Source organism: Caballeronia zhejiangensis (assembly GCF_000698575.1).
Taxonomy (GTDB): Bacteria; Pseudomonadota; Gammaproteobacteria; order Burkholderiales; family Burkholderiaceae; genus Caballeronia; species Caballeronia zhejiangensis.
In genome coordinates this window covers 109,401-133,742 of the sequence record NZ_JFHD01000002.1, presented here as the reverse complement: position 1 = coordinate 133,742, position 24,342 = coordinate 109,401, and the positions used below count along the sequence as shown (strand labels likewise).

The window sequence follows — 24,342 nt, the reverse complement described above, 5'->3', positions numbered from 1 at the left end:
GGAGATGACGACTCCCGCTCAATTCCACACGCTCGCGAAGCACACGACCGGAGTACACATGACCACCGTAGCGACGACATCGGCTTCCACTGTCGATCCGACGAGCGCCGTACAACAGGCAGCACAGTCGATCATCAGCGGTTCCACGAACTCGACGATGGACGTGAACTCGCTCGTCACCGCGATCGTCAACGCGAAGGTCGCAGGACAAACCGACGCGCTCAACAACAAGAAGACCGCCGACAACACGCAGTTGACGGCGATCGGCACGCTCAAATCCGTGCTGTCGCTGATGCAGAGCTCGCTCACGAATCTCTCGAACGGCACCGCGCTCGGCGCCTTCGCCGCCAGCGCGGATGGAAAAGGCATCACGGCCACCGCCGACACGAGCGCCGTGGCCGGCAGCTACTCCGTGAGCGTGAGCAATATCGCGTCGTCGCAGTCGCTTACGTCGGGCCTGATCCCGTCGGGCTCGCTCGGAACCGGCTCGATCACGCTGAACCTCAACGGCAAATCCAGCACGATCAAGATCGACGACAGCAACAACACGCTCTCCGGCATCGCGTCGGCGATCAACTCGGCATCCGACAATCCGGGCATCGCGGCGACTGTGGTCAATGGCGCGGATGGCCAGCACCTCGTGCTGCGCTCCACGTCGACCGGACTCGCCAACGCCATCAATGTGACCGTCGATTCGAGCGACAGCGCGCTCAGCTCGCTCGGTGTGACTTCCGGCACGTCGACGACCGATCCGAACGATCCGAACAAGACGGTCACCGCCTACACCACGATCGCGACCGGCGGCAGCAACTGGACCCAGACCAGTTCGGGTCAGGACGCGCATCTGACGATCGCGGGCACGGCGGTCACGAGCGCAAGCAACACGATCAAGAACGCGGTCTCGGGCGTGAGCATGACGCTGACCGCGGACTCAGTGAGCTCGTCGCCGCAAACGCTGACGATCAGCCAGGACACCGACAACCTGAAGACCGCGATCACGTCGTTCGTGACGGCGTACAACAACTTCATCAGCACGGCGTCTACGTTGACGTCGTACGACTCGACGGCCAGCTCGCAAGGCGCGCTGCTCGGCGACTCGATGATGAACACGATCAAGAACACGATTTCGAGCCTCGTCAGCAAGGGCATCGGCTCGGGCGCGACCAAGGTGAATCTGGCGTCGATCGGCATCACGCTGCAGCCGGACGGCTCGCTTTCGACCGACGAAAACGCGCTCACCGACGCGCTCACCAACAAGAGCAGCACGGTCGCCTCGCTCTTCAACACGACCGACGGCGTCGCGGCGCAAATGAACAACAACCTGACGTCGTTTCTGGCGACGGGCGGGATCATCGACACGCGCACGACCGCGCTCAACGACGACCTCAGCAGCATCGCCGACCAGCAGACGCAACTCACCGCGTACACGGCGCAGCTGACGACCGACTACAACGCTCAGTTCACCGCGCTGAACACGCTGATGTCGAGCATGTCGACGCAATCGAGTTATCTGACCGCCCTCTTCGGCGGCACGAACAGCGCGGGCGCGCTGGCGACCAACAAGTCGTAAGGACGGGACATGAACCAGCAAGAAGCGATTCAAAACGCCTGGGCGCTGACCGAGGCGATCGAAGCAGCAGTAAGCCAGAACGACTGGGCGCGCGCCGCCGAGCTCGACGCAGCGCGCGCGCCGCTCGTGATGTCGCTGCAGGGGAACCAGCCGGCCGAGGCGCTCGCGGTGATCAAGCAGGTTCAGGCAAGCATGGAAGCCGTCGCCGCGCGCGCAAAAGATGCGCAGGCGGCGCTCTCGACGACCTATCGCCGCTCGATGGACGGCGCGAAGGCTGTCAGCCGATATCATCAGGCCGCGCGGTTCTAAAGTTTCTCGCGCACCCGCCGATATCCCTTATAAGAACAACAAGAACGACGCGCCGGTTTCATGGGCGCGCTGCTTCGCTCTTCGATGCCCGCCTCGTGCGGGCATTCTTCTTTGTGCCGCAGCTTTGTCAGCGCCCGAGCGTCAACGCGAGATAGGCCGCGTATAGCACGCCGTTGCCGAGAAGCGCCCACAGCACGACGCCGTTCTCCTTCGCATTGAAGCGCAGCCACGCCGCCGCCGCGAGCGTGATGAGCACGCCCGTCAGCACTTCGATACGCGGCTCCCACGGCGTCAGCATGATGCCGATGGCCGGCAGCAACGTCCCTTGAAACACCATCGCGCCGGTGATGTTGCCGAACGCGAGCGTGTCCTTTCCTCGGCGCGCCCACAGAATGCTGTTCACTTTCTCGGGCAGTTCCGTCGCGATCGGAATGATGATGAGCGACAGCAGCAGCGCCGAAATTCCCAGCGCATGCGACACGCCCTCGACGCCGTGAATGAAGCCCTTCGCGCCGCCGACGAGCAGCACGATGCCGAAGAAAAACTGCAGCATGATCGTGCCGAGCGACGTTTTCAAACCGAGACGCGAAGCGAACAAGGCCTCGGGCGCTTCCGTTCCGTGTCCGCCCTCGACGAGCTTCGCCGAAGCCTTGAACGTCGAAATCACATAAACGATATAGAGCGCGACGAGCCCGACCGCGAACAACGCGCGCACTTGCCACGCGTGATGCGGCACGAACATCGCGGCGCACGCGATGAGAAACGCGACCAGAAAGAAGTTCAGATCGCGCACGAAGCCGCTGCGCTCCGGCACGATGCGCCCGCTCATGCCGCGCGACTTGAGGATCGCGAACGTCATCAGACACGTCGAAAGCGTCGCGAGCATAAGCGGCGCGCCGAGAATCGCGCCGACGCCGATCTCTTCGTTGACCGCACGGCTCGTCGTGCCGCCGAGCAGCGCGATGATCGGCACCGTCGTCTCGGGCAATGCCGTGCCGACCGCCGCGAACAGCGATCCGGTCACGCCTTCGGAAATGCCGAGCCGTTCGCCGAGATGTTCGAGCGCATTCGTGAATAGCTCCGCCGCGACCAGGATGATCGCGAGCATCAGCGCGAGTTCGAGAAAGAGCATCGTCATGCGGCACCTCGCATCGAAACATGCGACGGGTGCGCGAGCGTGCGCGGGAAACGGGGATGTTGTAGTTGTGGGGACACGATGATTCCACGGCCGGACGTCGAGCGAACCACGATGCGCCACGCGCCGTCCGGCCAGGAACGACATAGCGCATCGATGGTCTCGCCAAACCGTTCCGGTCGAACGCGCCACGGCAGCAGGGCCGAGGATGTTGACGCGTTCTCCTTCGCTCGCGAAGGAAGGCTACTCCCCAAAGAAGGCGCAAGTTTAGCCCGATGCGCCCCGTTTCGGCAACCCGCGGAATAAGCGTATGCCGATCGGATCGTTGTCGCCGACGGATGCATCCGCTAATCTGGCCGCGCCGGGCGCGTCGCTTGCTGCGCGTGCTCAAGCTCATCCACGAACAAAAATGAAGATCACGGGAGATCTCATGCGTCTGAAACTCTTCGCCGCGGCCGCCGCGATGGCCATGCTCGCCGCGCCGATGCTCGCGATGTCCAAGCCGCTCACCGTCTGCACCGAATCGAGCCCGGACGGCTTCGATGTCGTGCAATTCAATTCGCTCGTAACGACCAACGCATCGGCGGATGTCATCTTCAATACGCTCGTCTCCTACGACGAAGCCGCGAAGAAGGTCGTGCCCTCGCTCGCGGAAAAGTGGGACGTGACGAGCGACGGGCTCACGTACACATTCCATCTGCGTCCGAACGTTCAGTTTCAGACGACCGATTACTTCAAGCCGACGCGTCCGCTCAGTGCCGACGACGTCGTGTTCACGTTCTCGCGCATGCTCTCGGACGACAATCCGTGGCACAAGATCGCTGGCGCGAGCGGCTTTCCGCACGCGCAGTCGATGGGCCTCGTGAAGCTCATCAAGGCCGTATCGAAAGTCGATGACCATACCGTGAAGTTCGAGCTCAACGAGCCGAACGCGACCTTCGTGCCGATCCTCACGATGGGCTTCGCATCGATCTATTCGGCCGAATATGCGGACAAGCTGCTGAAGGCGAACCAGCAGGTCGATCTGAACAGCAAGCCGATCGGCACCGGCCCGTTCGTGCTGAAGAGCTACACGAAAGATTCGGTCATCCGCTACGACGTGAATCCGTCGTACTGGGGCGCGAAACCGAAGATCGACCGGCTGATCTACGCGATCACGCCCGACGCCGCCGTGCGCGCGCAGAAGATCAAGGCGGGCGAATGCCAGATCGCGCTGTCGCCGAAGCCGCAGGACGTCATCGACGCGAAGAAGGACAAGTCGCTGAAGGTGAGCGAAGCGCCCGCATTCATGACGGCGTTCGTCGCGCTCAACACGCAGAAGAAGCCGCTCGACAATCCGAAGGTGCGTCAGGCGATCAACATGGCCTTCGATCGCACGACCTACATGAAGACCGTGTTCGACAACACGGCGACGCAAGCGGTGAATCCGTATCCGCCGAATACGTGGAGTTACGACAAGAGCATCGAGGCGTACAAATATTCATCCGCCGATGCGAAGAAGCTGCTCGCCGATGCCGGCTTTCCGAACGGCTTCGACACGACGATCTGGGTACGCCCGAACGGCAGCGTGCTCAATCCGAATCCGAAGGCGGGCGCGGAATTGCTGCAAGCCGATCTCGCGAAAATCGGCGTGAAGGCGCAGGTGAAAGTGATCGAATGGGGCGAACTCATCAAGCAGGCGAAGCAGGGTCAGCACGACATGCTGTTCATGGGCTGGGCCGGCGACAACGGCGACCCGGACAACTACATGTCGCCGCTTTTCAGTTGCAACGCGGTGAAGTCAGGCATCAACTTCGCGCGCTATTGCGATCCGCAACTGGACAAGCTCATCGCCGATGGGAAGTCGACCGCCGATGCCGCCAAACGCACGAAGTCGTATGTCGATGCGCAGAAGATCATCCACGATCAGGCGCTGTGGATTCCGCTCGTCTATCCGACGGCGGCGGCGCTCACGCGCGCGAACGTCAGCGGCTATAACGTGAGTCCGTTCGGGCGCGTGAATTTCGGCGCTGTTTCCGTGCAGTAAGCGAAGTCAGGCCGGCGTGAAGCGGATCACGCCGTCAGCGCCGGTCTGACGTTTCAGCGTGCCATCGAGCCAAAGCAGGTTCAGATGCGCGAGCGCTTCGCCGAGCGCGAACGTCATCTGATGGATATCGAGCTTGCGCTTGAACATGAGCGGGACGATGTCTGCGGCGCTGCATGGCTTTTGAGCGCACGCGTCGCGCACTTCCGCCAGCCGCGCGCGATGATGCTCGCGCAATTGCCCGATGCGCGTTTGCACGCCGCGAAACGGCTTGCCGTGTGAGGGCAACGCGAGCGTATCGGCGGGCATGGTTTCGTAGCGGCCGAGCGATTCCAGATACAGCGCAAGCGGATTGCCTTCCGGCTCGACCGCGAACACCGACACGTTTGTCGAAATGCGCGGCAACACCATGTCGCCGGAAATGAGCAACTTGTCGGCGGCGCAGAAAAGCGCGCTGTGCTCCGGCGAATGGCCGTAGCCCGACACCACCTCCCAATTGCGCGCGCCGATACGCATGACATCGCCATCGCGGATACGCCGATATTCCGCCGGAATCGACGGCACGAGCGTCGGGTAATAGCTATCGCGCTTGCGCAGCGCATCGAGCGACGCTTCGTCGGACAGGCCGTGCGCCGCGAAATGCGCCGCCGCTCGCTCGCCGCCCGCGTTCGAGCCGTCGCCGGCGGCCATCACGCGGCCCATCGCGTATTCGCCGAGCGACATCCACAGGCGCACGTTCCATCGATTCTTGTCGCCGCCCGTGCAGATCCAGTCGGCAAGTCCCAGATGATCCGGATGACAATGCGTGACGATCACACGCAGCACCGGCTTTCCATCGAGCACGGAATCGAACACGCGCTCCCAGTTCGCGCGGATCGTATCGCTCGAAATGCCGCAATCGACGACGGTCCAGCCTTTCACACCGTCGATTTCATCGGCGAGCAGCCACAGATTGATGTGATCGAGCGCGAACGGCAGCGGCATGCGCAGCCAGAACACGCCCGGCGCCACTTCCATGACGCCGCCCGATTCGGGCAGCCGGTCCGCGAAAACATAGTCGAGCTGGTGTTCGAGTGCGTTCATTCGGTGCCTGTCTCCGGGTTTGCGCCGCGTTGCAATTTGGCCAAGTTGACGATAACGTAAACGTCCATTCTAACGTTGCGCGCGCATTTGCGCTGCCGGCCGGCAATGACCCAACCGACGCATTACACGATCACCGAACTGGCGCGCGAGTTCGACATTACGCCGCGCGCCATTCGCTTTTACGAAGATCAGGGGCTGCTCGCGCCGAAGCGCGAAGGCTCGAACGGCCTGCGGCGTGTGTATTCGGCGCGCGATCGCACGCGCCTCAAGCTCACGCTGCGCGGCAAGCGGCTCGGTTTCACGCTGTCGGAAATCCGCACGCTGCTCGATCTGTATGACTCGCCTACCGGCACCGCGACGCAGCTACAGGCTTTCGTCGATACGATCGCGGCGCATCGCGAAGTGCTGCAGCGTCAGCTCGAAGACTTGAACACGACGCTCGCCGAACTTTCCGCGTATGAGGAACAGGGCCGCGCGCTGCTCGCGGCGGGCGCGGAAAAGCGTGCGCGCAAACCCAAAGCGGCATAACGCGTGACTCCCGCACAGGAAGCGCAGGGTCGATATGAATCATTTCCCCAAGCTGCTCTCGTCGCAAATCGGCTTCGATGTCGCCAAGACGATACTCGAAGGCTTCGAGCATCATTACCGCGTGTTCCGCGAAGCCGCGATCAAAGCGAAGGAGCTATTCGAGCGCGGCGACTGGCTCGCGTTGCAACAACTGGCGCGCGATCGCATCGCGTCGTATGACGATCGCGTCACGGAATGCGTGACGGCGCTCGAAGACGAATACGACGCGGAGAATATCGAGGACGACGTGTGGCAGCAGATCAAGCTGCATTACATCGGCTTGCTGACGACGCATCGTCAGCCGGAATGCGCGGAAACGTTCTTCAATTCCGTGTGCTGCAAGATCCTGCATCGCTCGTACTTCAACAATGACTTCATCTTTGTGCGGCCGGCCATTTCGACGGAATACATCGAGAACGACGAGCCCGCCGCGAAGCCGACGTATCGCGCGTATTACCCGGAAAAGGACGGCCTCGCCGCGACGCTCGAACGCATCGTCACGAACTTTCAGTTGGAACCGCCGTTCGAGCATTTGCCGCGCGACGTGCAATGCGTGATGCAGGCGCTGCGCGAAGCCTTCGGCGATATCACGCCGGCGCCGAACTTTCAGATTCATGTGCTTTCGTCGCTGTTCTTTCGCAACAAGGCGGCGTATGTCGTCGGGCGGATCATCAACGGCGATGCGCTGCTGCCCTTCGCCATCGCGATCCGGCATACGAAGCCCGGCTTGCTCGCGCTCGATACCGTGCTGCTCTCGCGCGAGCAGGTGCTCATCATCTTCAGCTTCTCGCATTCGTACTTTCTCGTCGATATGGAAGTGCCGTCGGCGTTCGTGCAATTTCTGAGCACGATCATGCCGCGCAAGCCGAAGGCCGAAATCTATACGTCGGTCGGTTTGCAGAAGCAGGGCAAGAACGATTTCTATCGCGACTTGCTGCATCATCTGTCGCATTCGAGCGATAAGTTCATCGTCGCGCCGGGCATCAAGGGACTCGTGATGATCGTCTTCACGCTGCCGTCGTTTCCTTACGTGTTCAAGCTCATCAAGGACGCGTTTCCGCCGCCGAAGGAAACCACGCGGCAGAAGATTCAGGACAAGTATCAGCTCGTGAAGCGGCACGATCGCGTTGGCCGAATGGCCGATACGCTCGAATATTCGAGCGTCGCGCTGCCGGTCGCGCGCCTCGACGACGCGCTCATCCGCGAACTCGAAAAGGAAGCGCCTTCGATGATCGAATACGAAGGCGACAAGCTCGTCATCCGGCATTTGTATATCGAGCGCCGCATGGTGCCGCTCAATCTCTTCCTGCAGAACGGCAACGCCGACGACGTCGATCACGGCATCAAGGAATATGGCGACGCGATCAAACAGCTGATTCAGGCGAACATCTTCCCCGGCGACATGCTGTACAAGAACTTCGGCGTGACGCGGCACGGTCGCGTGGTGTTCTACGACTACGATGAAATCGAGTATCTGACCGATTGCAACGTGCGCCGCGTCCCTGCGCCGCGCACGGAAGAGGACGAGCTGTCCGGCGAACCGTGGTATACCGTCGGGCCGCACGATATCTTTCCCGAAACGTACGGCACATTTTTGCTCGGCGATCCGCGCGTGCGCGAAGCGTTCATGCGTCATCACGCGGATTTTTTCGATCCCGCGTTCTGGCAGCATCACAAGGAACAACTGCTGCGCGGCGAACTCGCCGATTTCTTTCCCTATGACCGGGACGTCCGATTCTGCATCCGTTATCCGGAGCGTTTCGACGAGCCCGGCCGATCGGACGCGCGCGCCGCGTGAAGCGCGCGGTCCGGCTTTTGACTTTCGAACATGAACCACATTGACGATAAAACGCCGCTTGCTCACCTGTTCGCAAACAATCAGGAATGGGTCGAACGCAAGCTCGCCGAAGACGCCGCTTTCTTCGAGCGCCTCGCGCATCAGCAGACGCCCGAATATCTGTGGATCGGCTGCGCGGACTCGCGCGTGCCGGCCAACGAGATCATCGGCTTGCCGCCGGGCGAAGTCTTCGTGCACAGAAACATCGCGAACGTCGTCGTGCACTCCGATCTCAATTGTCTGTCGGTGATCCAGTTCGCCGTCGATCTGCTGAAGGTGAAGCACATCATGGTCGTCGGCCATTACGGCTGCTCGGGCGTGGGCGCGGCGCTCGTCGGGCGGCGCGTCGGTCTCGCCGATAACTGGCTGCGCCATGTCGAAGACGTGCGCGAAAAGCACGGCGCGCTGCTCGACGAATGGCCGATGGGCGACGCGCGCCATCGCCGTCTCGTGGAGCTGAACACGATCGAGCAGACCATCAACGTGTGCCGCACGACCGTCGTTCAGGACGCATGGGCGCGCGGACAGGAGCTCACCGTGCACGGCTGGACCTACGGCGTGCACGACGGCCGCCTGCGCAACATGGGCATGATGATCGGCGCACCGGCCGAGATCGATCCGGTTTATCAGTCGTGCGTTGCCGCGATGACTCGCAGCGGCGCGCATTCCGCGGAAAACGACGTCCTCGCGTCAGATGCGGCACTTGCCGAACGCTTGGGCGACGTTCCCGAAGTGATCAAGGGCGTCATCAAGGAGCTAAAACATGAGTGAGACAAGGAACGATCCGATCGTCATCGTGTCAGCGGCGCGCACGCCGATGGCCGCGTTTCAGGGCGATTTCGCGTCGCTGACCGCGCCGCAGCTTGGCGCTGCTGCGGTGAAGGCGGCGGTCGAACGCGCGGGATTGAAACCCGAGCAGATCGACGAAGCCATCATGGGCTGCGTGCTGCCCGCCGGTCAGGGTCAGGCGCCCGCGCGTCAGGCGGCGCTCGGCGCGGGCTTGCCGCTATCCACCGGCTGCACGACGATCAACAAGATGTGCGGCTCGGGCATGCGCGCGGCGATGTTCGCGCACGACATGCTGCTGGCCGGATCGGTCGACGTGATCGTCGCGGGCGGCACGGAAAGCATGACGAACGCGCCGTATCTGCTGCCGAAAGCGCGCGGCGGCATGCGCATGGGTCACGGTCAGGTTCTCGATCACATGTTCCTCGACGGCCTCGAAGACGCTTACGAAAAAGGCCGTCTGATGGGCGCGTTCGCGGAGCAATGCGCTTCGTCGTATGCGTTCTCGCGCGAGTCGCAGGATGCGTTCGCGGTCGAATCGCTGCGGCGCGCGCAGCGAGCGAACGACGATGGCTCGCTCGACTGGGAAATCGCGCCCGTGACGGTACAGGGCAGGAAGGGCGATACGGTGATCGGGCGCGACGAGCAGCCGTTCAAGGCGAACATCGAGAAGATTCCGTCGCTCAAGCCCGCGTTCGCGAAGGACGGCACGGTGACGGCCGCGAATTCGTCGTCGATTTCCGATGGCGCGGCGGCGCTCGTGATGATGCGCGAATCGACCGCGATTCGGCTCGGCGTCACGCCGATCGCGCGTATCGCCGGACACAGCACGTTCGCGCAACAACCGGCCTTGTTCACGACGGCGCCCGTCGGCGCGATCAGCAAGCTCTTCGAGAAAAACGGCTGGCGCGCGGGCGATGTCGATCTGTATGAAATCAACGAAGCGTTCGCCGTCGTGACGATGGCCGCGATGCGTGAGCACGATCTGCCGCATGACAAGGTCAATGTGAACGGCGGCGCGTGCGCGCTCGGGCATCCGATCGGTGCGTCGGGCGCGCGGATTCTTGTGACGCTGCTCGGTGCGTTGAAGGCGCGTGGGCTGAAGCGCGGGGTGGCGAGCTTATGTATCGGCGGTGGGGAGGCGACGGCGATGGGGGTGGAGTTGGTTTGAGTGTTCCGGGCCGGTCCGGCGCGAGCCGGGCCGCATTCATTCCTATTCGAAGGGATTCAGCATCTCGACGCCCATTCGCTCGAAGTCTCTGACGTTGCGCGTGACCACCGTCAATCCGTGGAAAATGGCCGTTGCGCCTATGAGCTTGTCCAAAGCGGGTTCAGGGTGCGGCGCGCGCAGGTTTCCCCATAGCCTGCCGATCTCCTTGCCCGCCGGCAGGATTCTCGTGTCGTATTCTCGCAGGACGTTGTTCACCCACGATTCGAGCTTTTCGGCCTGCCGTTTATCGCCTCTTCGGCGCACCCGCTCGACGCCCTGTCGAAGTTCCGCGACAGTCACGACGGAGAGATGAACGCATCTCTTATCGAGCTTGGCTTGCCGGAACAACACGCGAACGCCTTCATTGGCGCGTTCTTCGAGTCTCGTTTCACTGATCACGTTCGTATCAGCCAGATACATCGGAGGCTTCTCGTTTCGGATGACGATCGAAGAAGTCGTCCTCCACGTCGAGTTTCGGAAAGTTCAGCAGATGATCGATGAAACGGCTGTTGTACTCGGGACTGTCGATGTATTCCTCGGCCGTCCCTTTGCGGCTTTCCATCTCGAGCTTGCGACGGATGGCAGCCTGTTCCGCGTATTCGCGAATCTCCTCGGCGGTTATATTCCAAGGTAACTCGGCCTTGATGATCTTGAACATCCTCGGCTCCTTATCGATGTTGGACAGTCGTCACTCTATCGAATTCAATAAGCACGACTAGTCATCCAAACGAAATAAGCGAAATCTCACTCACCCCGCCAGCGACATCGCCACGGCCCGCTTGAACGGCGTCAGCTTCTCTCCGATCCGCAGCATCGCATCGCGCGCGATCCGCGCCGGCAGCGAGTCGCGCGTATAAACCTCCGTGATGAATCGCGTGATCAGATAAAGCGGACGCGTTTCCTGCCGATGCTTCGCTTCATATCGCGCGAGCAGCCCATCGCCGGCGATGTCGAGCCCCGCCGCCTGCGCGTCGCGAATCGCGCGCGTGAGCGTCTCGATGCCGGCCAGCCCGAAGTTGAACCCGTGCGCCGTGACCGGATGCATGCCGACCGCCGCATCGCCGACCGTCGCAAAACGCTTCGCCACGAAGCGCTTCGGATAAACCGACACCAGCGGATAAACATGCCGCGTCGTGCGCTGCGCCATCGTTCCGAGTCTGCGCTCGAAGCGGCGTTCGATCTCGCGATTGAACGCATCCTCGTCGAGCTTGCTCAGGCGCTCGATGTCGCGCGCCTCGAGCGTCACCACGTCCGACGACCGATGCGCGCCCGTCTCCGGATCGGGATTCATCGGCAAGAGCGCGAGCGTCTGCCGGTGGCCGAACCATTCCCACGCCGCGTGATCGTGGGGCACGTCGTGCGTCATGCAGCAGACCAACATCGACTTGCCGAAATCGTGCATGTCGGCGGCGATGCCCATCATGCGGCGCGTCGCGGAGAACCGGCTGTCCGCCGCAACCACGAGCCGCGCCGCGATCGTCTCGCCGCTTTCGAGCCGCACGCGCGCGCCACATGCGTCGGTATCGAGGTCGGTCACGCGTTCGGACGTCATGATGCGGACGTCCGCGCTCACTGCTTCGAACGCGGCGCGCCGGATCAGATGATTCGACACGAGCCAACCGAGCTCGTCGTGACCGGAAAGCGCATGACCGATTTTCATCGCGAACGGCGACGATCCGTTGAAAACGCGCGCATCGGCCAATTGCGATTTCGCGTGCGCGTCGATGCGCTCCCACACGCCGAGCGTCTTGAGAAACGCGACGGATTTCTGCGTCAACGCGATCTCGCGGCCGTCGAAGGCGGGCTCGCGCAGCGCGTCGTGGCTTTGCTGCTCGACGAACACGATCGACAAACCCGCGCCGCTCAGCGCGTTCGCGAGACACAAGCCCGCCGGCCCCGCGCCGACGATCACGACATCGGTTTGCATCATCTTTCCGGTCCTGCTGTTTGAAAGCGCACAACGATAGCCGAAAGGCCGAACGGCGATCCGCGACAGCGGGTCGCGCGTTATATTCACGAAGTCTGTTCACACAAGGAACATGTCGCTCATGAAAACGGTTCTGATCGTCGGCGCGTCGCGCGGCCTCGGCCACGAATTCGCACGCGAATATTGTCGCGACGGCTGGCGCGTGCTCGCCACGGCCCGCGATAAAACCTCGCTGTCCGCGCTCGACGCGATGGGTGCGCAAACCTTCCCGCTCGACGTCACGCAGCCCGAGCAGATCGCCGCGCTCGCCTGGCAACTGGACGAGGAAAAGCTGAATATCGCGATCGTCGTGTCGGGCGTGTATGGACCGCGCACCGAAGGCGTCGAGACGATCGGCGCGGAGGACTTCGATCAGGTCATGCACACCAACGTGCGTGGTCCGATGCAACTGATTCCCGTGCTCCTGCCGCTGACCGACGCCGCGAACGGCGTGCTCGCGGTCGTGTCGAGCAAGATGGGCAGCATCGCCGAGACGAGCGGCACGACCGGCTGGCTGTATCGCGCGAGCAAGGCGGCGCTCAATTCCGCGCTGAAGGCGGCGTCGCTGGAATCGCGGCATTCGGCGTGCATCGCGCTGCATCCGGGCTGGGTTCGCACGGAAATGGGCGGGCCATCGGCGGCGATCGACGTCGCGCGCAGCGTCGCCGGCATGCGCGCGGTGATCGCCGAAGCGGGCGCGCTGCGCGAGGAATTCAACGGGACTTTCGTGCAGTACGACGGCACGAAGATCGAATGGTGAACAAGGAGTGAATGTGACCTATCAGGTACACGGCGTTTCGGCATCGGGCAACTGTCACAAGGTTCGCCTCGTCCTCGAACAGCTCGGCCAGCCTTATGTCTGGCACGAAGTCGACATGATGAACGGCGCAACGCGCACCGACGAATTCAAAAAGCTGAATCCGAACGGCAAGGTGCCGGTGCTCGTCATCGACGAGAACACGACGCTCTCCGAATCCGACGCGATTCTCTGCTATCTCGCCGACGGCACGCCGCTCATGCCCGACGACCGGCTCGAACGCGCGCAAGTGCTGCAGTGGATGTTCTTCGAGCAGTACAGCCACGAGCCGTATGTCGCGGTGGCGCGCTTCATCCTGCAGTTTCAGAAGAATCCCGGCGACGCGCGTCTGCCGGAGAAGATCGCCGGTTCGTATCGCGCGCTCGACGTGATGGAACGGCATTTGTCGACGCGCACCTTTTTAGTCGGCGAGCGCTACACCGTCGCCGATATCGCGCTGTACGCGTACACGCATGTCGCGGATCAGGCGAATCTCGATCTGTCGCGCTATCCGGCGATCCGCGCGTGGCTCGAACGCGTGCGCAGCCAGCCGCGCCATGTCGTCATGCCGGGTGTCGATCAATGAAGTTCGTGGAATGTCCGTGCGGCGGCGCCGCGCCCGGCCAGCGGCCTGACGCGCGCGCGCCGCGTTACGACGCGTGTTGCGGACGATTCATCGAAGGCGGCGAAAAGCCCGCGAACGCAATGGAACTGATGCGCTCGCGCTACACCGCCTACGTGCTCGGCGACACCGCGTATCTGCGCGCGACCTGGGCCGAAGCGACCTGCCCGCCCGATCTCGACGCCTCCGACGCCGGCACGCGCTGGCTCGGCTTGCAGATCAAACGCCACACGCCGACCGACGCGAATCACGAGGAAGTCGAGTTCGTCGCGCGCTACAAGGTCGGCGGGCGCGCGCATCGTTTGCACGAAGCCAGCCGCTTCACGCGAGACAGCGCCGGAAACTGGATCTATGTCGATGGTCAGATTAAAGAAAACTAAATATTCCTTTAAGAAATATGCTGTGGCACGCGGTATTAATTTCCTAAGAATTTCCTTACAGATTAAACAGTTACGGGGTTTCTCTTATTGTGCAGTGCAATTTTGAACGGTTAATCTGTGTTCACGTCAGGGCGCTGTCATTCCCGTGCCCGGACACTCGCAGCGAAGCCCCGTTTTGAAGCCAATTGTCATGCCTTTTCAGGGCATGACTCCCGGAACCCGCAGCCGATACTGCTCTCATCGAGCAGCGCGATAGGTTTGTGACTTCAAAAAGACGTTCCGGGCTCGCCGTATCAACGTCCTTTGGAAGCGCAGTCGGAGTTCACGGATGGCGATCAGAACCTGGTTGGTCGGATGCAGCATGGTGTGCGCGCTCGCGGCATCGCTCGTCACGTCCGCCGTGCGTGCCGAACCGGTCGGCGGCGTGCGTCAATCCGAAGGTCTGCAGGCGCCCGCATTCGGCCAGACGCTCTCGCAGATTCCCGATTCGCTCGATGCCGGCCTGCCTGTCGTCGCGATCGGACTGAACGAAAGCGTCATCGAGATTCCCGAAGCCGACATCTCGCTCGAAACCACCGTGTTCAAGCCGGACGGCGCCGGCCCGTTCCCGATGATCGTCTTCAATCACGGCAAGCTCCCCGGCGATTCGCACGCGCAACCGCGCAATCGCCCGGTCGCGCTCGCGCGTGAATTCGTGCGCCACGGGTATGTCGTCGTCGTGCCGAACCGGCGCGGCTTCGCTGGCTCGGGCGGCGATTACACCGGCCACGGCTGCGACGTCGAGGCGAACGGGTTCGCGCAAGCGCAGGACGTCGCCGCGACCATCGCCTATATGAGCCAGCAAGCGTATGTCGACAAGACGCATATCGTCGTCGCGGGCACGTCGCACGGCGGTTTGACGACCATCGCCTACGGCGCGCGCGACGCCGTCGCGGCGCCCGGCGTGCGCGGTCTCATCAATTTCTCGGGCGGGCTGCGTCAGGACGAATGCGGCGACTGGCGGAAGAATCTCGTCAATGCGTTCGGCGATTACGGGCAGAACGTGCGCCTGCCGTCGCTGTGGCTCTACGGCGACAACGATTCGGTCTGGGACGGCGACTTGTCCGCGCAGATGTACACCGCGTTCACCGCGCACGGCGCGCGCGCCAACATGGTCGATTTCGGCAGCTACAAGAACGACGCGCATCGGCTCGTCGGCGACCGCGACGGCGTGCAGATCTGGTGGCCGCGCGTGAAGGCCTTCCTCGCGCAGATCGGCATGCCGACCGCCGTGCAATATCAGGTGGCCGAGCCGCGCATGCCGAACGCGACGCACTTCGCGGACCTCGATTCCGTGCAGGCCGTGCCGTTCGTCGATGAAAACGGCCGCGCCGGTTATCGCAACTTCCTTTCGCAGTATTCGAGCCGCGCGTTCGCCGTGTCCGATTCGGGCGCGTGGTCGTGGGCCGAAGGCGGCGACGATCCGATGGCCGTCGCCATCGCGAGCTGCCAGAAGCAGAGCGCCGATCCGTGCCGGCTGTACGCGGTGAATAATCGCGTCGTCTGGAACGATCAGGCCGCCGAGACGCAGACGGCGTCACGCTAGAACACCTTTTCCGCCTGTCGGGAACGCCGGCCTTCGCGCCGGCGTTTTTGCGTCGATCGCACGTTAAGCGACCCATTTGGCCGACGTTGCACGCGATAGCGCGTTTTCGCATTTCCATTGCGCGCGCACGCATGTCCAAAAAACCTTCCGAATACGGAAGGTCGGCCATGTTTTAGGGATAATTGACTCGCGCAGTTTTCACGCAGTTTCCCCGTAACGCAGGCGCCTGGCGCTTGCCCGATGTATCCGGCCCGCATCGCGCGCGCGGGCCTGGGAGCCGTTTTTGAACACAGAAGCCAATCAGGACTGGGTTGCCCGCTCGCTTGCGGCCGTGTGGCATCCATGCACCCAGATGAAACATCACGAGCGCGTGCCGCTCGTGCCGATCGCGCGCGGCAAGGGCGCGTGGCTCTACGACCACGAAGGCCACCGCTATCTCGATGCGATCAGTTCGTGGTGGGTCAATCTCTTCGGCCACGCGAACGACGACATCAACCGCGCGCTCAAGGATCAACTCGACACGCTCGAACACGCGATGCTCGCGGGCTGCACGCACGCGCCGGCCGTCGAACTGGCCGAGCGTCTTTGCGCGCTCACCGATCGCACGCTCGGCCATGCGTTTTTCGCGTCCGATGGCGCGTCGGCGGTCGAGATCGCGCTGAAGATGAGCTTTCACTTCTGGCGCAATCGCGGCGCAAGCGAGAAGCGCGAATTCGCGTGTCTCGCGAACAGCTATCACGGCGAAACGATCGGCGCGCTCGGCGTGACGGACGTCGCCATTTTCAAGGACGCTTACGATCCGCTGATCCGTCACGCGCATGTGGTCGCGTCGCCGGCGGCGGTCGGCGTCGACGAAGCCATCGCCGCGATGCGCGCGCTCTTCGGGCAGCGCGCGTCGCAGCTTGCGGCCGTGATCGTCGAGCCGCTCGTGCAGTGCGCGGCCGGCATGTCGATGTACGACGCGTCGTATCTCACGCGTTTGCGCGCGCTGTGCGACGAATTCGGCGTGCATCTGATCGCCGATGAAATCGCGGTCGGCTGCGGGCGCACCGGCACTTTTTTCGCGTGCGAGCAGGCGGGCATCTGGCCTGATTTCATCTGCTTGTCGAAGGGCATCAGCGGCGGATACTTGCCGCTTTCGATCGTGCTCACGCGCGAGGACATCTACGCCGCGTTCTACGACGACGACGTCACGCGCGGCTTTCTGCATTCGCATTCGTACACGGGCAATCCGCTCGCGTGCCGCGCCGCGCTGGCGACGCTCGATCTGTTCGACAGCGCGAACGTGCTCGCGGAAAACAAACGCAAATCGGCGTTGCTGGGCGAGGCGTTGCGCGCGCGCGTCGGCGAGCACGGACGCGTGAAGAATCTGCGCAATTGCGGCACTATCTTCGCGTTCGATGTCGATATCGACGACAAGACGTTCTCGCGCCGCTTCTTCGCAAACGCGTTGCAGCGCGAACTGCTGATGCGCCCCATCGGCACGACGGTCTACATGATGCCGCCGTACATCCTCTCCGACGACGAACTGCTGCTCCTCGCGCAACGCACGCGCGAAACGCTCGACGCCACGCTCGCGGGGGTCGCAGCATGAGCACGACAGCGAGAGCGTTGTACGAAACGCTCGAACAGGGCTTGAACGATATCGATGCGCGCGGCCTGCGGCGTCGCCGCAAGACGATCGACGGCGCCTGTTCCGCGCACATGACCGTCGATGGCCGCGCGATCGTCGGCTTCGCGAGCAACGATTATCTCGGCCTCGCCGCGCACGATGCGATTCGCGCGGCGCTCGCCGAAGGCGCGTCGCTTTTCGGCGCGGGCAGCGGCGGCTCGCATCTGCTGGGCGGCCATTCACGCGCGCACGCGCAACTCGAAGACGATCTCGCCGCGTTCTCGGGCGGTTTCGTCGACAACCCGCGCGCGCTTTACTTCAGCACCGGCTACATGGCGAACCTCGCGGTCGTCACGGCGCTCGCCGGACGCGGCACGCTCGTGTTTTCGGACGCGCTCAATCACGCATCGCTGATCGACGGCGTGCGCCTGTCGCGCGCGCAAACGCAGATTTATCCGCACGCCGACATCGACGCGCTCGACGCGATGCTCGACGCCTCCCGCGACGAAACAGCGACGAAGCTCATCGTCACCGACACGGTGTTCAGCATGGACGGCGATATCGCGCCGCTCGCGCGTCTCGTCGAGCTTGCGGAGAAGTACGGCGCGTGGCTCGTCGTCGACGACGCGCACGGCTTCGGCGTGCTCGGCCCGCAAGGACGCGGCGCGCTGGCGCATTACGCACTGCGCTCGCCGCATCTCGTCTATGTCGGCACGCTCGGCAAGGCGGCGGGCGTGTCGGGCGCGTTCGTCGCGGCGGATGAAACCGTCATCGAATGGCTCATTCAGCGCGCGCGTCCGTATATCTTCACGACGGCGTCCGCGCCGGCGGTCGCGCATGCGGTGTCGAAGAGCATCGAAATCATCGCGGGCGATGAAGGCGACGCGCGCCGCGCGCACCTCGCGTCGCTGATCGACACCACGCGCGCGATGCTGAAACGCACGCGCTGGATGCCGGTCGATTCGCATACCGCCGTGCAGCCGCTCGTGATCGGCGGCAACGACGAAACGCTGGAAATCGCCGCCGCGCTCGACAAGCAAGGCCTTTGGGTTCCGGCGATTCGTCCGCCGACGGTTCCGGCGGGCACGTCGCGCCTGCGCATTTCCCTTTCCGCCGCGCACAGCGAGGACGATCTCGCGCGGCTCGATCACGCGTTAAACGCTTTGAATACGCTATGACCGCTTTATCCCTGTTCGTCGCCGGAACCGATACGGAAATCGGCAAGACGCTCGTCTCTTGCGCGCTGCTGCACGGCTTCGCGCGCGCGGGCCTTTCCGCCGCCGCGATGAAGCCGATCGCGTCGGGCGCGGTCGAGCGCGACGGCGTGCTGCACAACGAAGACGCCGATCAGCTCGACGCCGCCGCGAACGTCGCGCTGCCGAACGACATCCGCACGCCGTTCATGATGCGCGAGCCGATCGCGCCGCATATCGCTGGGGCGCGCGAAGGCGTGGCGCTCGACATCGGGCGCATTGTGCGAGCGCATCAGTTCGCGATGACGAAAGCGGATATCGTCGTCGTGGAAGGCGTCGGTGGTTTTCGCGTGCCGCTCACCGACACGCACGACACCGCCGATCTCGCCGTCGCGCTGAATCTGCCGGTCGTGCTCGTCGTCGGCATGCGGCTCGGCTGCATCAGCCATGCGTTGCTGACGGTCGAAGCCATCGCGTCGCGCGGCCTGAAGCTCGCCGGCTGGGTGGCGAATCGCGTCGATCCGAATATGCTGTATCCCGACGAAAACATCGCAACACTGAAACAACGCATCAAGGCGCCGCTCATCGGCGTGATTCCGCATCTCGCGGCACCCGATGCAACGCGCGCCGCCGATTCGCTCGATATCGGCGCTCTGACCGACTCGCTTCATCAAAAGGATTGAATACATGACACAGCAAATCGCCACTGAGACCACCTCGAAAACCACGCCGCAACCGATGCAGCGCTGGCGCGTCGCCGATGTCGTCGCGCTGTACGAACTGCCGTTCAACGATCTGCTCTTCCGCGCGCAGACCGTGCATCGCGAACACTTCGATCCGAACGCGGTGCAGTTGTCCACGCTGCTGTCGATCAAGACGGGCGGCTGCGAGGAAGATTGCGCGTACTGTCCGCAGTCGGTGCATCACGACACCGGCCTCAAGGCCGAAAAGCTGATGGACGTCGATGAAGTCCTGAAGGCAGCCGAAGTCGCGAAGTCGAACGGTGCGACGCGCTTTTGCATGGGCGCGGCGTGGCGCAATCCGAAGGATCGCCATCTCGAGCCGATCAAAGACATGATTCGCGGCGTGAAGGCGATGGGCCTCGAAACCTGCGTGACGCTCGGCATGCTCGAAGCGCATCAGGCGCAAGGCTTGCGCGACGCCGGCCTCGATTACTACAACCACAATCTCGACACGTCGCCGGAGTTCTACGGCCAGATCATTTCGACGCGCACGTATCAGGATCGCCTCGATACGCTCGAACACGTTCGCGACGCGGGCATCAACGTGTGCTGTGGCGGGATCGTCGGCATGGGCGAATCGCGACGCGAACGCGCGGGACTGATCTCGCAGCTCGCGAACATGGAGCCGTATCCGGAATCGGTGCCGATCAACAATCTCGTGCAGGTCGCGGGCACGCCGCTCACCGGCGTCGACGCGCTCGATCCGTTCGAGTTCGTGAGGACGATCGCGGTCGCGCGCATCACGATGCCGAAGGCGATGGTGCGTCTGTCCGCCGGACGCGAGCAGATGGATGAAGCGTTGCAGGCGCTGTGCTTCGCGGCGGGCGCAAACTCGATCTTCTACGGCGATCAGCTTCTGACGACGAGCAACCCGCAAGCCGAAGCCGACCGCAAGCTGATCGAGCGCCTCGGCATGCGCGCGGAAGCCGCGCAGAACGCCGGCGCGCAGGAAGCCGAACGCGGTTGCGGACACAAGCACGCGAACTAAACGGAAAACGGACGCGGCCATGAAAATCATCTTCTACGAGAAGGGCGCCGATATCGACGCGTGGCTCGGCGGCCTGAAACGCGAGTTGCCCGATGCGGACCTGCGCGTATGGGAGCCGGGCGACACCGCGAGCGCCGACTACGCGATCGTGTGGCGCGCGCCGCGCGAGCTCTTTGCCAATCGTCCCGATCTTCAGGCCGTGTTCAATCTCGGCGCGGGCGTCGATGCGATTCTCGATGTCGAGCGCCGCGAACCCGGCACGCTGCCGCCGAACGCGAAGCTCGTGCGTCTCGAAGACACCGGCATGGCGCAGCAGATGGTCGAATACGCGACGTACTGCGTGCTGCGCTACCTGCGCCGCTTCGACGAATACGACGCCCTGCAACGCGAAGGCCGCTGGGAAAAACTGCCGCAGCACGCGCGCGAATCGTTCACTGTCGGCGTGCTCGGGCTCGGCGTGCTCGGCGCGGAAGTCGCGAAGGGTTTGCTGAAACTCGGCGTCCCCGTGCGCGGATACAGCCGCACGCCGAAGACGATCGAAGGCGTCCACGTTCACGCGGGCGCGGACGAATTCGACGCGTTTCTCGACGGCGTAAAAGTGCTCATCAATCTGTTGCCGCACACGCCGGACACCGAAGGCATTCTGAACGCGCGCACGTTCGGCAAGCTCGCGCGCGGCGCGTATCTGGTGAACGTGGCGCGCGGCCCGCATCTCGTCGATGCCGATCTCATCGCCGCGCTCGACAGCGGCCAGATCGCCGCCGCGACGCTCGATGTCTTCCACACCGAGCCGCTGCCGCAGGAACATCCGTTCTGGACGCATCCGCGCGTGTCGGTGACGCCGCATATTTCGGCGGAAACGCTGCGCGTGGAAAGCATCGTGCAGATCGCCGGCAAGATCAAAGCGCTCGCGCGCGGCGAGCCGATCAGCGGCATCGTCGATTTCAAGCGCGGGTACTGAGACCACATCGAAAGGAGACAGAGACATGATTCCGTCAAAAGTGAAAATCGTCGAAGTCGGGCCGCGCGACGGCCTGCAGAACGAAAAGGAATTCGTGCCCACCGAAACCAAGATCGAGCTCGTGAACCGGCTCGCGCGGGCGGGCATCGTGAACGTGGAATCGACATCGTTCGTGTCGCCGAAATGGGTGCCGCAAATGTCCGACGCCGCCGCACTCATGGCCGGCATCGAGCGCCGTCCGGGCACGATCTACTCCGTGCTCACGCCGAACATGCGCGGCTTCGAAGGCGCGCTCGAAGCCAAAGCCGATGAAATCGTGATCTTCGGCGCGGCGAGCGAGGCGTTCTCGCAGAAGAACATCAATTGCAGCATCGCGGAGAGCATCGCGCGCTTCGAGCCGGTCGCGAAAGCCGCGAAGGACGCCGGCATGCGGCTGCGCGGATCCATCTCGTGCGCGCTCGGCTGTCCGTATCAGGGCGAAGTGAGCATCGAATCGGTCGTGGATGTCGTCGAACGCATGAAAGCGCTCGGCTGCGACGAGATCGATATCGCCGATACCATCGGCGTCGGCACGCCCAAACGCACGCGCGAAGTGCTCGCGGCAGCGCAGAAAGCGTTTCCGCGCGAGCGCCTTTCCGGACATTTCCACGACACGTACGGGCAAGCCATCGGCAACATTTATGCGGCGCTGCTCGAAGGCATCGAGATCTTCCACGCGTCGGTGGCGGGGCTCGGCGGCTGTCCATATGCGAAGGGCGCGACCGGGAATGTCGCGACCGAAGACGTCGTGTATCTGATGAACGGGCTCGGCATCGAGACCGGCGTCGATCTGGATCAGCTCGTCGATATCGGCGATTTCATTTCGCGCGCGATCGGCAAGCCGAGTTCGTCGCGTGCAGGAAAGGCGATCTTCACGAAGAAACGCGACGGCGCCGCCGCCTGCGTCTGAACAACAAAGGACAAAGATGATCGATCAATTGCCCGATTCCGCGCGCCGCGTCGCGCTTTTGTTGAAGGAACGCGGCCATCCGCATGACGTCGTGATGCTGCCGGAAACCGGCAAGACATCGGCGGAAGCGGCGGCCGGCCTCGGCTGCGAGGTCGCGCAGATCGCCAAGTCGATTCTGTTTCGCCGCAAGGAAGACGACGCGCCCGTGCTCGTGATCGCGAGCGGCGCGAATCGCGTCGATGAAGCGAAGGTCGCGGCGCGCGTCGGCGCTCTGGCGCGCGCGGACGCGAAGTTCGTGCGCGAGAAGACCGGCTACGCGATCGGCGGCGTGTGCCCGATCGGCCATGCGGTCACGCCGGTCACGCTCATCGACGAAGACCTGCTCGCGCTCGACAGCCTGTGGGCGGCGGCCGGGCATCCGCACGCGGTGTTCAATCTGTCGCCGCAGGAATTGATCGAGCTGACGGGCGCGCCGGTCGCGGACGTCGCGTTGCGCGAGACGGCGGAATCGTGACGAATGTGACGGACGTTGCGTCGCCGTGCGTCGATGTATGCCGCATGAATCCGGAGACCGGTTTCTGCGACGGCTGCTTTCGCAACATCGACGAAATCGCCGCGTGGTCGTCCCATGACGATGAGGCGAAACGCGCGGTGCTCGCGCGCGTCGAGAGCCGTCGTCAGGGCGCGCGCGTGGTGACGCTCGGCGAATCGTTCGACGCGACGCTCGCGCTGCCGCCCGATTCGATCAAGCACTTCGCGACGGTCGTCAACGATCTCAACCCGCTGCATCACGACGACGCCTACGCGCGCGCAAGCCGTTTCGGTGCGCTGATCGCATCGGGCACGCAGCCGACCGCGCATCTGATGGCGATGCTCGCCACGCACTTCTCGCAATACGCGCAGCCGCTCGGACTCGAATTCGGCATCAGGCTGACGCGCGCGGTGAAGGCGAACGACGTGCTCGCGATGTCCTGGCGCGTGACCGAAGCGAAGTGGAAAGCGAGTCTGAACGGGGATCTCGTGAAGCTGGAAGGCGACGCGCGCAATCAGCTCGGCGAAACGGTGATGAAGGCGACGGCGACCATCGTCGTGATGCCGCTGGAGACACGCGCGTGAGAACGCTGCCGGAGTCGATGACGGTCATCGAGCGCGGCTGGCTCTCGTCGAACAACGTGCTGTTCAGAAGCGCCGAAGGCACCGCGATCGTCGACACGGGCTATGTATCCCACGCGCCGCAAACGCTCGCGCTGGTCAAACAAAAGCTCGGCGCGCGCAAGCTCGATCTGATCGTCAACACGCATCTGCATTCGGATCATTGCGGCGGCAACGCGCTGCTCCAGCGCACGTACGCCTGCGACACGCTGATTCCCGCAAGCGAAGCGCACGCCGTGCGCGCATGGGACGAAGACGCGCTCACGTTTCGCGCGACCGGCCAGCGCTGCGATCGCTTCGATTTCACGGGCACGATCGCGCACGGCGGGACGCTCGCGCTCGGCGGCTTCGACTGGAACGTGCTCGGCGCGCCGGGCCACGATCCGCATTCGCTGATGCTCCATTGCCCCGAGACGCGCGTGCTCATCAGCGCGGACGCGTTGTGGGAAAACGGCTTCGGCGTGATCTTTCCCGAACTCGAAGGCGACAGCGGTTTCGCGGAAGAACGCGCGGTGCTCGAACTCATATCGACGCTCGACGTCGATATCGTGATTCCCGGCCACGGCGCGCCGTTCACGGACGTTGCGCGCGCGCTCGAGGTCGCTTCGTCGCGACTCGATTACTTGCAGGCCGATCCCGCGCGCAACGCGAAGAACGCGCTCAAGGTGCTGATCGTCTTCAAGTTGATGGAAGTGCGCACGATGACGCTCGATGCGCTCGTCACGATGACGCAAGACGCCCGCGCGATGCGCGCCGCCGCCGATGCGCTCGCGCCATCGGGCGAATGTCATACGCTCGTCGAGAAAATCGTCGGGGAACTGGCGCGCGGCGGCTCGGTGAACGTGAGCGGCGAAACCGTGTCGGTGGCCTGAACC

Annotated in this window: 25 protein-coding genes and 1 riboswitch; of the genes, 20 read left to right on the top strand and 5 right to left on the bottom strand. The window is 63.4% G+C overall.

What is annotated here, in order from left to right; translation table 11 throughout:
- The first annotated feature begins 58 nt into the window (after positions 1-58).
- Positions 59-1,570: a flagellar filament capping protein FliD gene (gene fliD / locus BG60_RS04050; RefSeq protein ID WP_034470407.1), complete on the top strand. Its 1,512-nt coding sequence runs from the start codon at positions 59-61 to the stop codon at positions 1,568-1,570.
- A gap of 9 nt (positions 1,571-1,579) precedes the next feature.
- A complete protein-coding gene (gene fliT / locus BG60_RS04045; RefSeq protein WP_034470404.1) occupies positions 1,580-1,879 on the top strand; it encodes a flagellar protein FliT in 300 nt (99 codons plus the stop codon).
- A gap of 127 nt (positions 1,880-2,006) precedes the next feature.
- On the opposite strand, the gene BG60_RS04040 is transcribed toward fliT, so the two are convergent.
- Complete coding sequence (locus tag BG60_RS04040) at positions 2,007-3,017, bottom strand: sodium:calcium antiporter (RefSeq protein WP_034470401.1); 1,011 nt, start codon at positions 3,015-3,017, stop codon at positions 2,007-2,009.
- Positions 3,018-3,105: 88 nt separating this feature from the next.
- Positions 3,106-3,281, bottom strand: a riboswitch (yybP-ykoY riboswitch).
- Positions 3,282-3,444: 163 nt separating this feature from the next.
- Here BG60_RS04040 and BG60_RS04035 point away from each other — a divergent pair.
- Positions 3,445-5,040, top strand: a complete 1,596-nt coding sequence (locus BG60_RS04035; RefSeq protein ID WP_034470762.1) for an ABC transporter substrate-binding protein — start codon at positions 3,445-3,447, stop codon at positions 5,038-5,040.
- Positions 5,041-5,046: 6 nt separating this feature from the next.
- Here BG60_RS04035 and BG60_RS04030 read toward each other — a convergent pair whose 3' ends face one another.
- Positions 5,047-6,120 (bottom strand): MBL fold metallo-hydrolase, encoded by a 1,074-nt coding sequence (locus BG60_RS04030; protein ID WP_034470398.1) that lies wholly within the window; start codon positions 6,118-6,120, stop codon positions 5,047-5,049.
- Between the two features lie 105 nt (positions 6,121-6,225).
- Here BG60_RS04030 and BG60_RS04025 point away from each other — a divergent pair, with 105 nt between their 5' ends.
- From BG60_RS04025 to BG60_RS04010, 4 genes are read left to right on the top strand one after another with little or no spacing between them, the layout of a single operon-like run.
- Entirely contained in the window at positions 6,226-6,648 is a 423-nt protein-coding gene (locus BG60_RS04025; RefSeq protein ID WP_008351922.1) for a MerR family transcriptional regulator, read from the top strand.
- A gap of 34 nt (positions 6,649-6,682) precedes the next feature.
- Positions 6,683-8,485, top strand: coding sequence for a bifunctional isocitrate dehydrogenase kinase/phosphatase (aceK, locus tag BG60_RS04020; RefSeq protein WP_034470395.1), 1,803 nt, complete (start codon positions 6,683-6,685; stop codon positions 8,483-8,485).
- A gap of 30 nt (positions 8,486-8,515) precedes the next feature.
- Positions 8,516-9,295: a carbonate dehydratase gene (gene can / locus BG60_RS04015; RefSeq protein WP_008351926.1), complete on the top strand. Its 780-nt coding sequence runs from the start codon at positions 8,516-8,518 to the stop codon at positions 9,293-9,295.
- Positions 9,288-10,481 carry an acetyl-CoA C-acetyltransferase gene (locus BG60_RS04010; protein ID WP_034470392.1) on the top strand — a complete coding sequence of 398 codons (1,194 nt, stop codon included), beginning with the start codon at positions 9,288-9,290 and terminating at the stop codon, positions 10,479-10,481. Before can ends, BG60_RS04010 begins: the two co-directional genes overlap by 8 nt.
- 42 nt (positions 10,482-10,523) lie before the next feature.
- Here the strand turns inward: BG60_RS04010 and BG60_RS04005 are convergent, their stop codons facing one another.
- From BG60_RS04005 to ubiM, 3 genes are all read right to left on the bottom strand, one after another.
- Entirely contained in the window at positions 10,524-10,940 is a 417-nt protein-coding gene (locus tag BG60_RS04005) for a type II toxin-antitoxin system VapC family toxin (RefSeq protein WP_034470390.1), read from the bottom strand.
- Complete coding sequence (locus tag BG60_RS04000; protein ID WP_034470388.1) at positions 10,927-11,178, bottom strand: hypothetical protein; 252 nt, start codon at positions 11,176-11,178, stop codon at positions 10,927-10,929. Before BG60_RS04000 ends, BG60_RS04005 begins: the two co-directional genes overlap by 14 nt.
- A gap of 90 nt (positions 11,179-11,268) precedes the next feature.
- Positions 11,269-12,450, bottom strand: coding sequence for a 5-demethoxyubiquinol-8 5-hydroxylase UbiM (ubiM, locus tag BG60_RS03995; protein ID WP_239294317.1), 1,182 nt, complete (start codon positions 12,448-12,450; stop codon positions 11,269-11,271).
- Between the two features lie 118 nt (positions 12,451-12,568).
- Here ubiM and BG60_RS03990 point away from each other — a divergent pair, with 118 nt between their 5' ends.
- The 13 genes from BG60_RS03990 to BG60_RS03930 all read left to right on the top strand — a co-directional run bounded on the left by BG60_RS03990 (position 12,569) and on the right by BG60_RS03930 (position 24,339).
- A complete protein-coding gene (locus BG60_RS03990; RefSeq protein WP_034470758.1) occupies positions 12,569-13,246 on the top strand; it encodes an SDR family oxidoreductase in 678 nt (225 codons plus the stop codon).
- Positions 13,247-13,259: 13 nt separating this feature from the next.
- A complete protein-coding gene (locus BG60_RS03985) occupies positions 13,260-13,868 on the top strand; it encodes a glutathione S-transferase family protein (protein ID WP_008351936.1) in 609 nt (202 codons plus the stop codon).
- Entirely contained in the window at positions 13,865-14,284 is a 420-nt protein-coding gene (locus BG60_RS03980) for a YchJ family protein (protein WP_034470386.1), read from the top strand. Before BG60_RS03985 ends, BG60_RS03980 begins: the two co-directional genes overlap by 4 nt.
- 328 nt (positions 14,285-14,612) lie before the next feature.
- Positions 14,613-15,869 carry a dienelactone hydrolase family protein gene (locus BG60_RS03975; RefSeq protein WP_034470383.1) on the top strand — a complete coding sequence of 419 codons (1,257 nt, stop codon included), beginning with the start codon at positions 14,613-14,615 and terminating at the stop codon, positions 15,867-15,869.
- A 283-nt stretch (positions 15,870-16,152) separates the two neighbouring features.
- Positions 16,153-17,463 (top strand): adenosylmethionine--8-amino-7-oxononanoate transaminase, encoded by a 1,311-nt coding sequence (locus BG60_RS03970; RefSeq protein WP_034470380.1) that lies wholly within the window; start codon positions 16,153-16,155, stop codon positions 17,461-17,463.
- Positions 17,460-18,659, top strand: coding sequence for an 8-amino-7-oxononanoate synthase (gene bioF / locus BG60_RS03965; RefSeq protein WP_034470377.1), 1,200 nt, complete (start codon positions 17,460-17,462; stop codon positions 18,657-18,659). The genes BG60_RS03970 and bioF overlap by 4 nt, the downstream gene beginning before the upstream one ends.
- Complete coding sequence (gene bioD, locus BG60_RS03960) at positions 18,656-19,357, top strand: dethiobiotin synthase (protein WP_034470374.1); 702 nt, start codon at positions 18,656-18,658, stop codon at positions 19,355-19,357. Before bioF ends, bioD begins: the two co-directional genes overlap by 4 nt.
- 4 nt (positions 19,358-19,361) lie before the next feature.
- On the top strand, positions 19,362-20,405 hold the full coding sequence (bioB, locus tag BG60_RS03955) for a biotin synthase BioB (protein ID WP_008351947.1): 1,044 nt from the start codon (positions 19,362-19,364) through the stop codon (positions 20,403-20,405).
- Between the two features lie 19 nt (positions 20,406-20,424).
- Positions 20,425-21,366 (top strand): 2-hydroxyacid dehydrogenase, encoded by a 942-nt coding sequence (locus BG60_RS03950; protein ID WP_034470372.1) that lies wholly within the window; start codon positions 20,425-20,427, stop codon positions 21,364-21,366.
- 25 nt (positions 21,367-21,391) lie between these two features.
- Positions 21,392-22,315 (top strand): hydroxymethylglutaryl-CoA lyase, encoded by a 924-nt coding sequence (locus BG60_RS03945; protein ID WP_008351950.1) that lies wholly within the window; start codon positions 21,392-21,394, stop codon positions 22,313-22,315.
- A gap of 16 nt (positions 22,316-22,331) precedes the next feature.
- A complete protein-coding gene (locus tag BG60_RS03940; RefSeq protein WP_008351951.1) occupies positions 22,332-22,829 on the top strand; it encodes a YbaK/EbsC family protein in 498 nt (165 codons plus the stop codon).
- Between the two features lie 44 nt (positions 22,830-22,873).
- Positions 22,874-23,431 carry a DUF1289 domain-containing protein gene (locus tag BG60_RS03935; RefSeq protein WP_239294384.1) on the top strand — a complete coding sequence of 186 codons (558 nt, stop codon included), beginning with the start codon at positions 22,874-22,876 and terminating at the stop codon, positions 23,429-23,431.
- Positions 23,428-24,339 (top strand): MBL fold metallo-hydrolase, encoded by a 912-nt coding sequence (locus BG60_RS03930; RefSeq protein WP_034470370.1) that lies wholly within the window; start codon positions 23,428-23,430, stop codon positions 24,337-24,339. Before BG60_RS03935 ends, BG60_RS03930 begins: the two co-directional genes overlap by 4 nt.
- The last annotated feature ends 3 nt before the right edge of the window (positions 24,340-24,342 follow it).

Bases quoted from the DNA above. Each gene is read 5' to 3' on its own strand.
- fliD (WP_034470407.1), top strand. From the start codon at position 59: ATGACCACCGTAGCGACGACATCGGCTTCCACTGTCGATCCGACGAGC.
- fliT (WP_034470404.1), top strand. From the start codon at position 1,580: ATGAACCAGCAAGAAGCGATTCAAAACGCCTGGGCGCTGACCGAGGCG.
- BG60_RS04040 (WP_034470401.1), bottom strand. From the start codon at position 3,017: ATGACGATGCTCTTTCTCGAACTCGCGCTGATGCTCGCGATCATCCTG.
- BG60_RS04035 (WP_034470762.1), top strand. From the start codon at position 3,445: ATGCGTCTGAAACTCTTCGCCGCGGCCGCCGCGATGGCCATGCTCGCC.
- BG60_RS04030 (WP_034470398.1), bottom strand. From the start codon at position 6,120: ATGAACGCACTCGAACACCAGCTCGACTATGTTTTCGCGGACCGGCTG.
- BG60_RS04025 (WP_008351922.1), top strand. From the start codon at position 6,226: ATGACCCAACCGACGCATTACACGATCACCGAACTGGCGCGCGAGTTC.
- aceK (WP_034470395.1), top strand. From the start codon at position 6,683: ATGAATCATTTCCCCAAGCTGCTCTCGTCGCAAATCGGCTTCGATGTC.
- can (WP_008351926.1), top strand. From the start codon at position 8,516: ATGAACCACATTGACGATAAAACGCCGCTTGCTCACCTGTTCGCAAAC.
- BG60_RS04010 (WP_034470392.1), top strand. From the start codon at position 9,288: ATGAGTGAGACAAGGAACGATCCGATCGTCATCGTGTCAGCGGCGCGC.
- BG60_RS04005 (WP_034470390.1), bottom strand. From the start codon at position 10,940: ATGTATCTGGCTGATACGAACGTGATCAGTGAAACGAGACTCGAAGAA.
- BG60_RS04000 (WP_034470388.1), bottom strand. From the start codon at position 11,178: ATGTTCAAGATCATCAAGGCCGAGTTACCTTGGAATATAACCGCCGAG.
- ubiM (WP_239294317.1), bottom strand. From the start codon at position 12,450: ATGATGCAAACCGATGTCGTGATCGTCGGCGCGGGGCCGGCGGGCTTG.
- BG60_RS03990 (WP_034470758.1), top strand. From the start codon at position 12,569: ATGAAAACGGTTCTGATCGTCGGCGCGTCGCGCGGCCTCGGCCACGAA.
- BG60_RS03980 (WP_034470386.1), top strand. From the start codon at position 13,865: ATGAAGTTCGTGGAATGTCCGTGCGGCGGCGCCGCGCCCGGCCAGCGG.
- BG60_RS03975 (WP_034470383.1), top strand. From the start codon at position 14,613: ATGGCGATCAGAACCTGGTTGGTCGGATGCAGCATGGTGTGCGCGCTC.
- bioF (WP_034470377.1), top strand. From the start codon at position 17,460: ATGAGCACGACAGCGAGAGCGTTGTACGAAACGCTCGAACAGGGCTTG.
- bioD (WP_034470374.1), top strand. From the start codon at position 18,656: ATGACCGCTTTATCCCTGTTCGTCGCCGGAACCGATACGGAAATCGGC.
- bioB (WP_008351947.1), top strand. From the start codon at position 19,362: ATGACACAGCAAATCGCCACTGAGACCACCTCGAAAACCACGCCGCAA.
- BG60_RS03950 (WP_034470372.1), top strand. From the start codon at position 20,425: ATGAAAATCATCTTCTACGAGAAGGGCGCCGATATCGACGCGTGGCTC.
- BG60_RS03945 (WP_008351950.1), top strand. From the start codon at position 21,392: ATGATTCCGTCAAAAGTGAAAATCGTCGAAGTCGGGCCGCGCGACGGC.
- BG60_RS03940 (WP_008351951.1), top strand. From the start codon at position 22,332: ATGATCGATCAATTGCCCGATTCCGCGCGCCGCGTCGCGCTTTTGTTG.
- BG60_RS03935 (WP_239294384.1), top strand. From the start codon at position 22,874: ATGAATCCGGAGACCGGTTTCTGCGACGGCTGCTTTCGCAACATCGAC.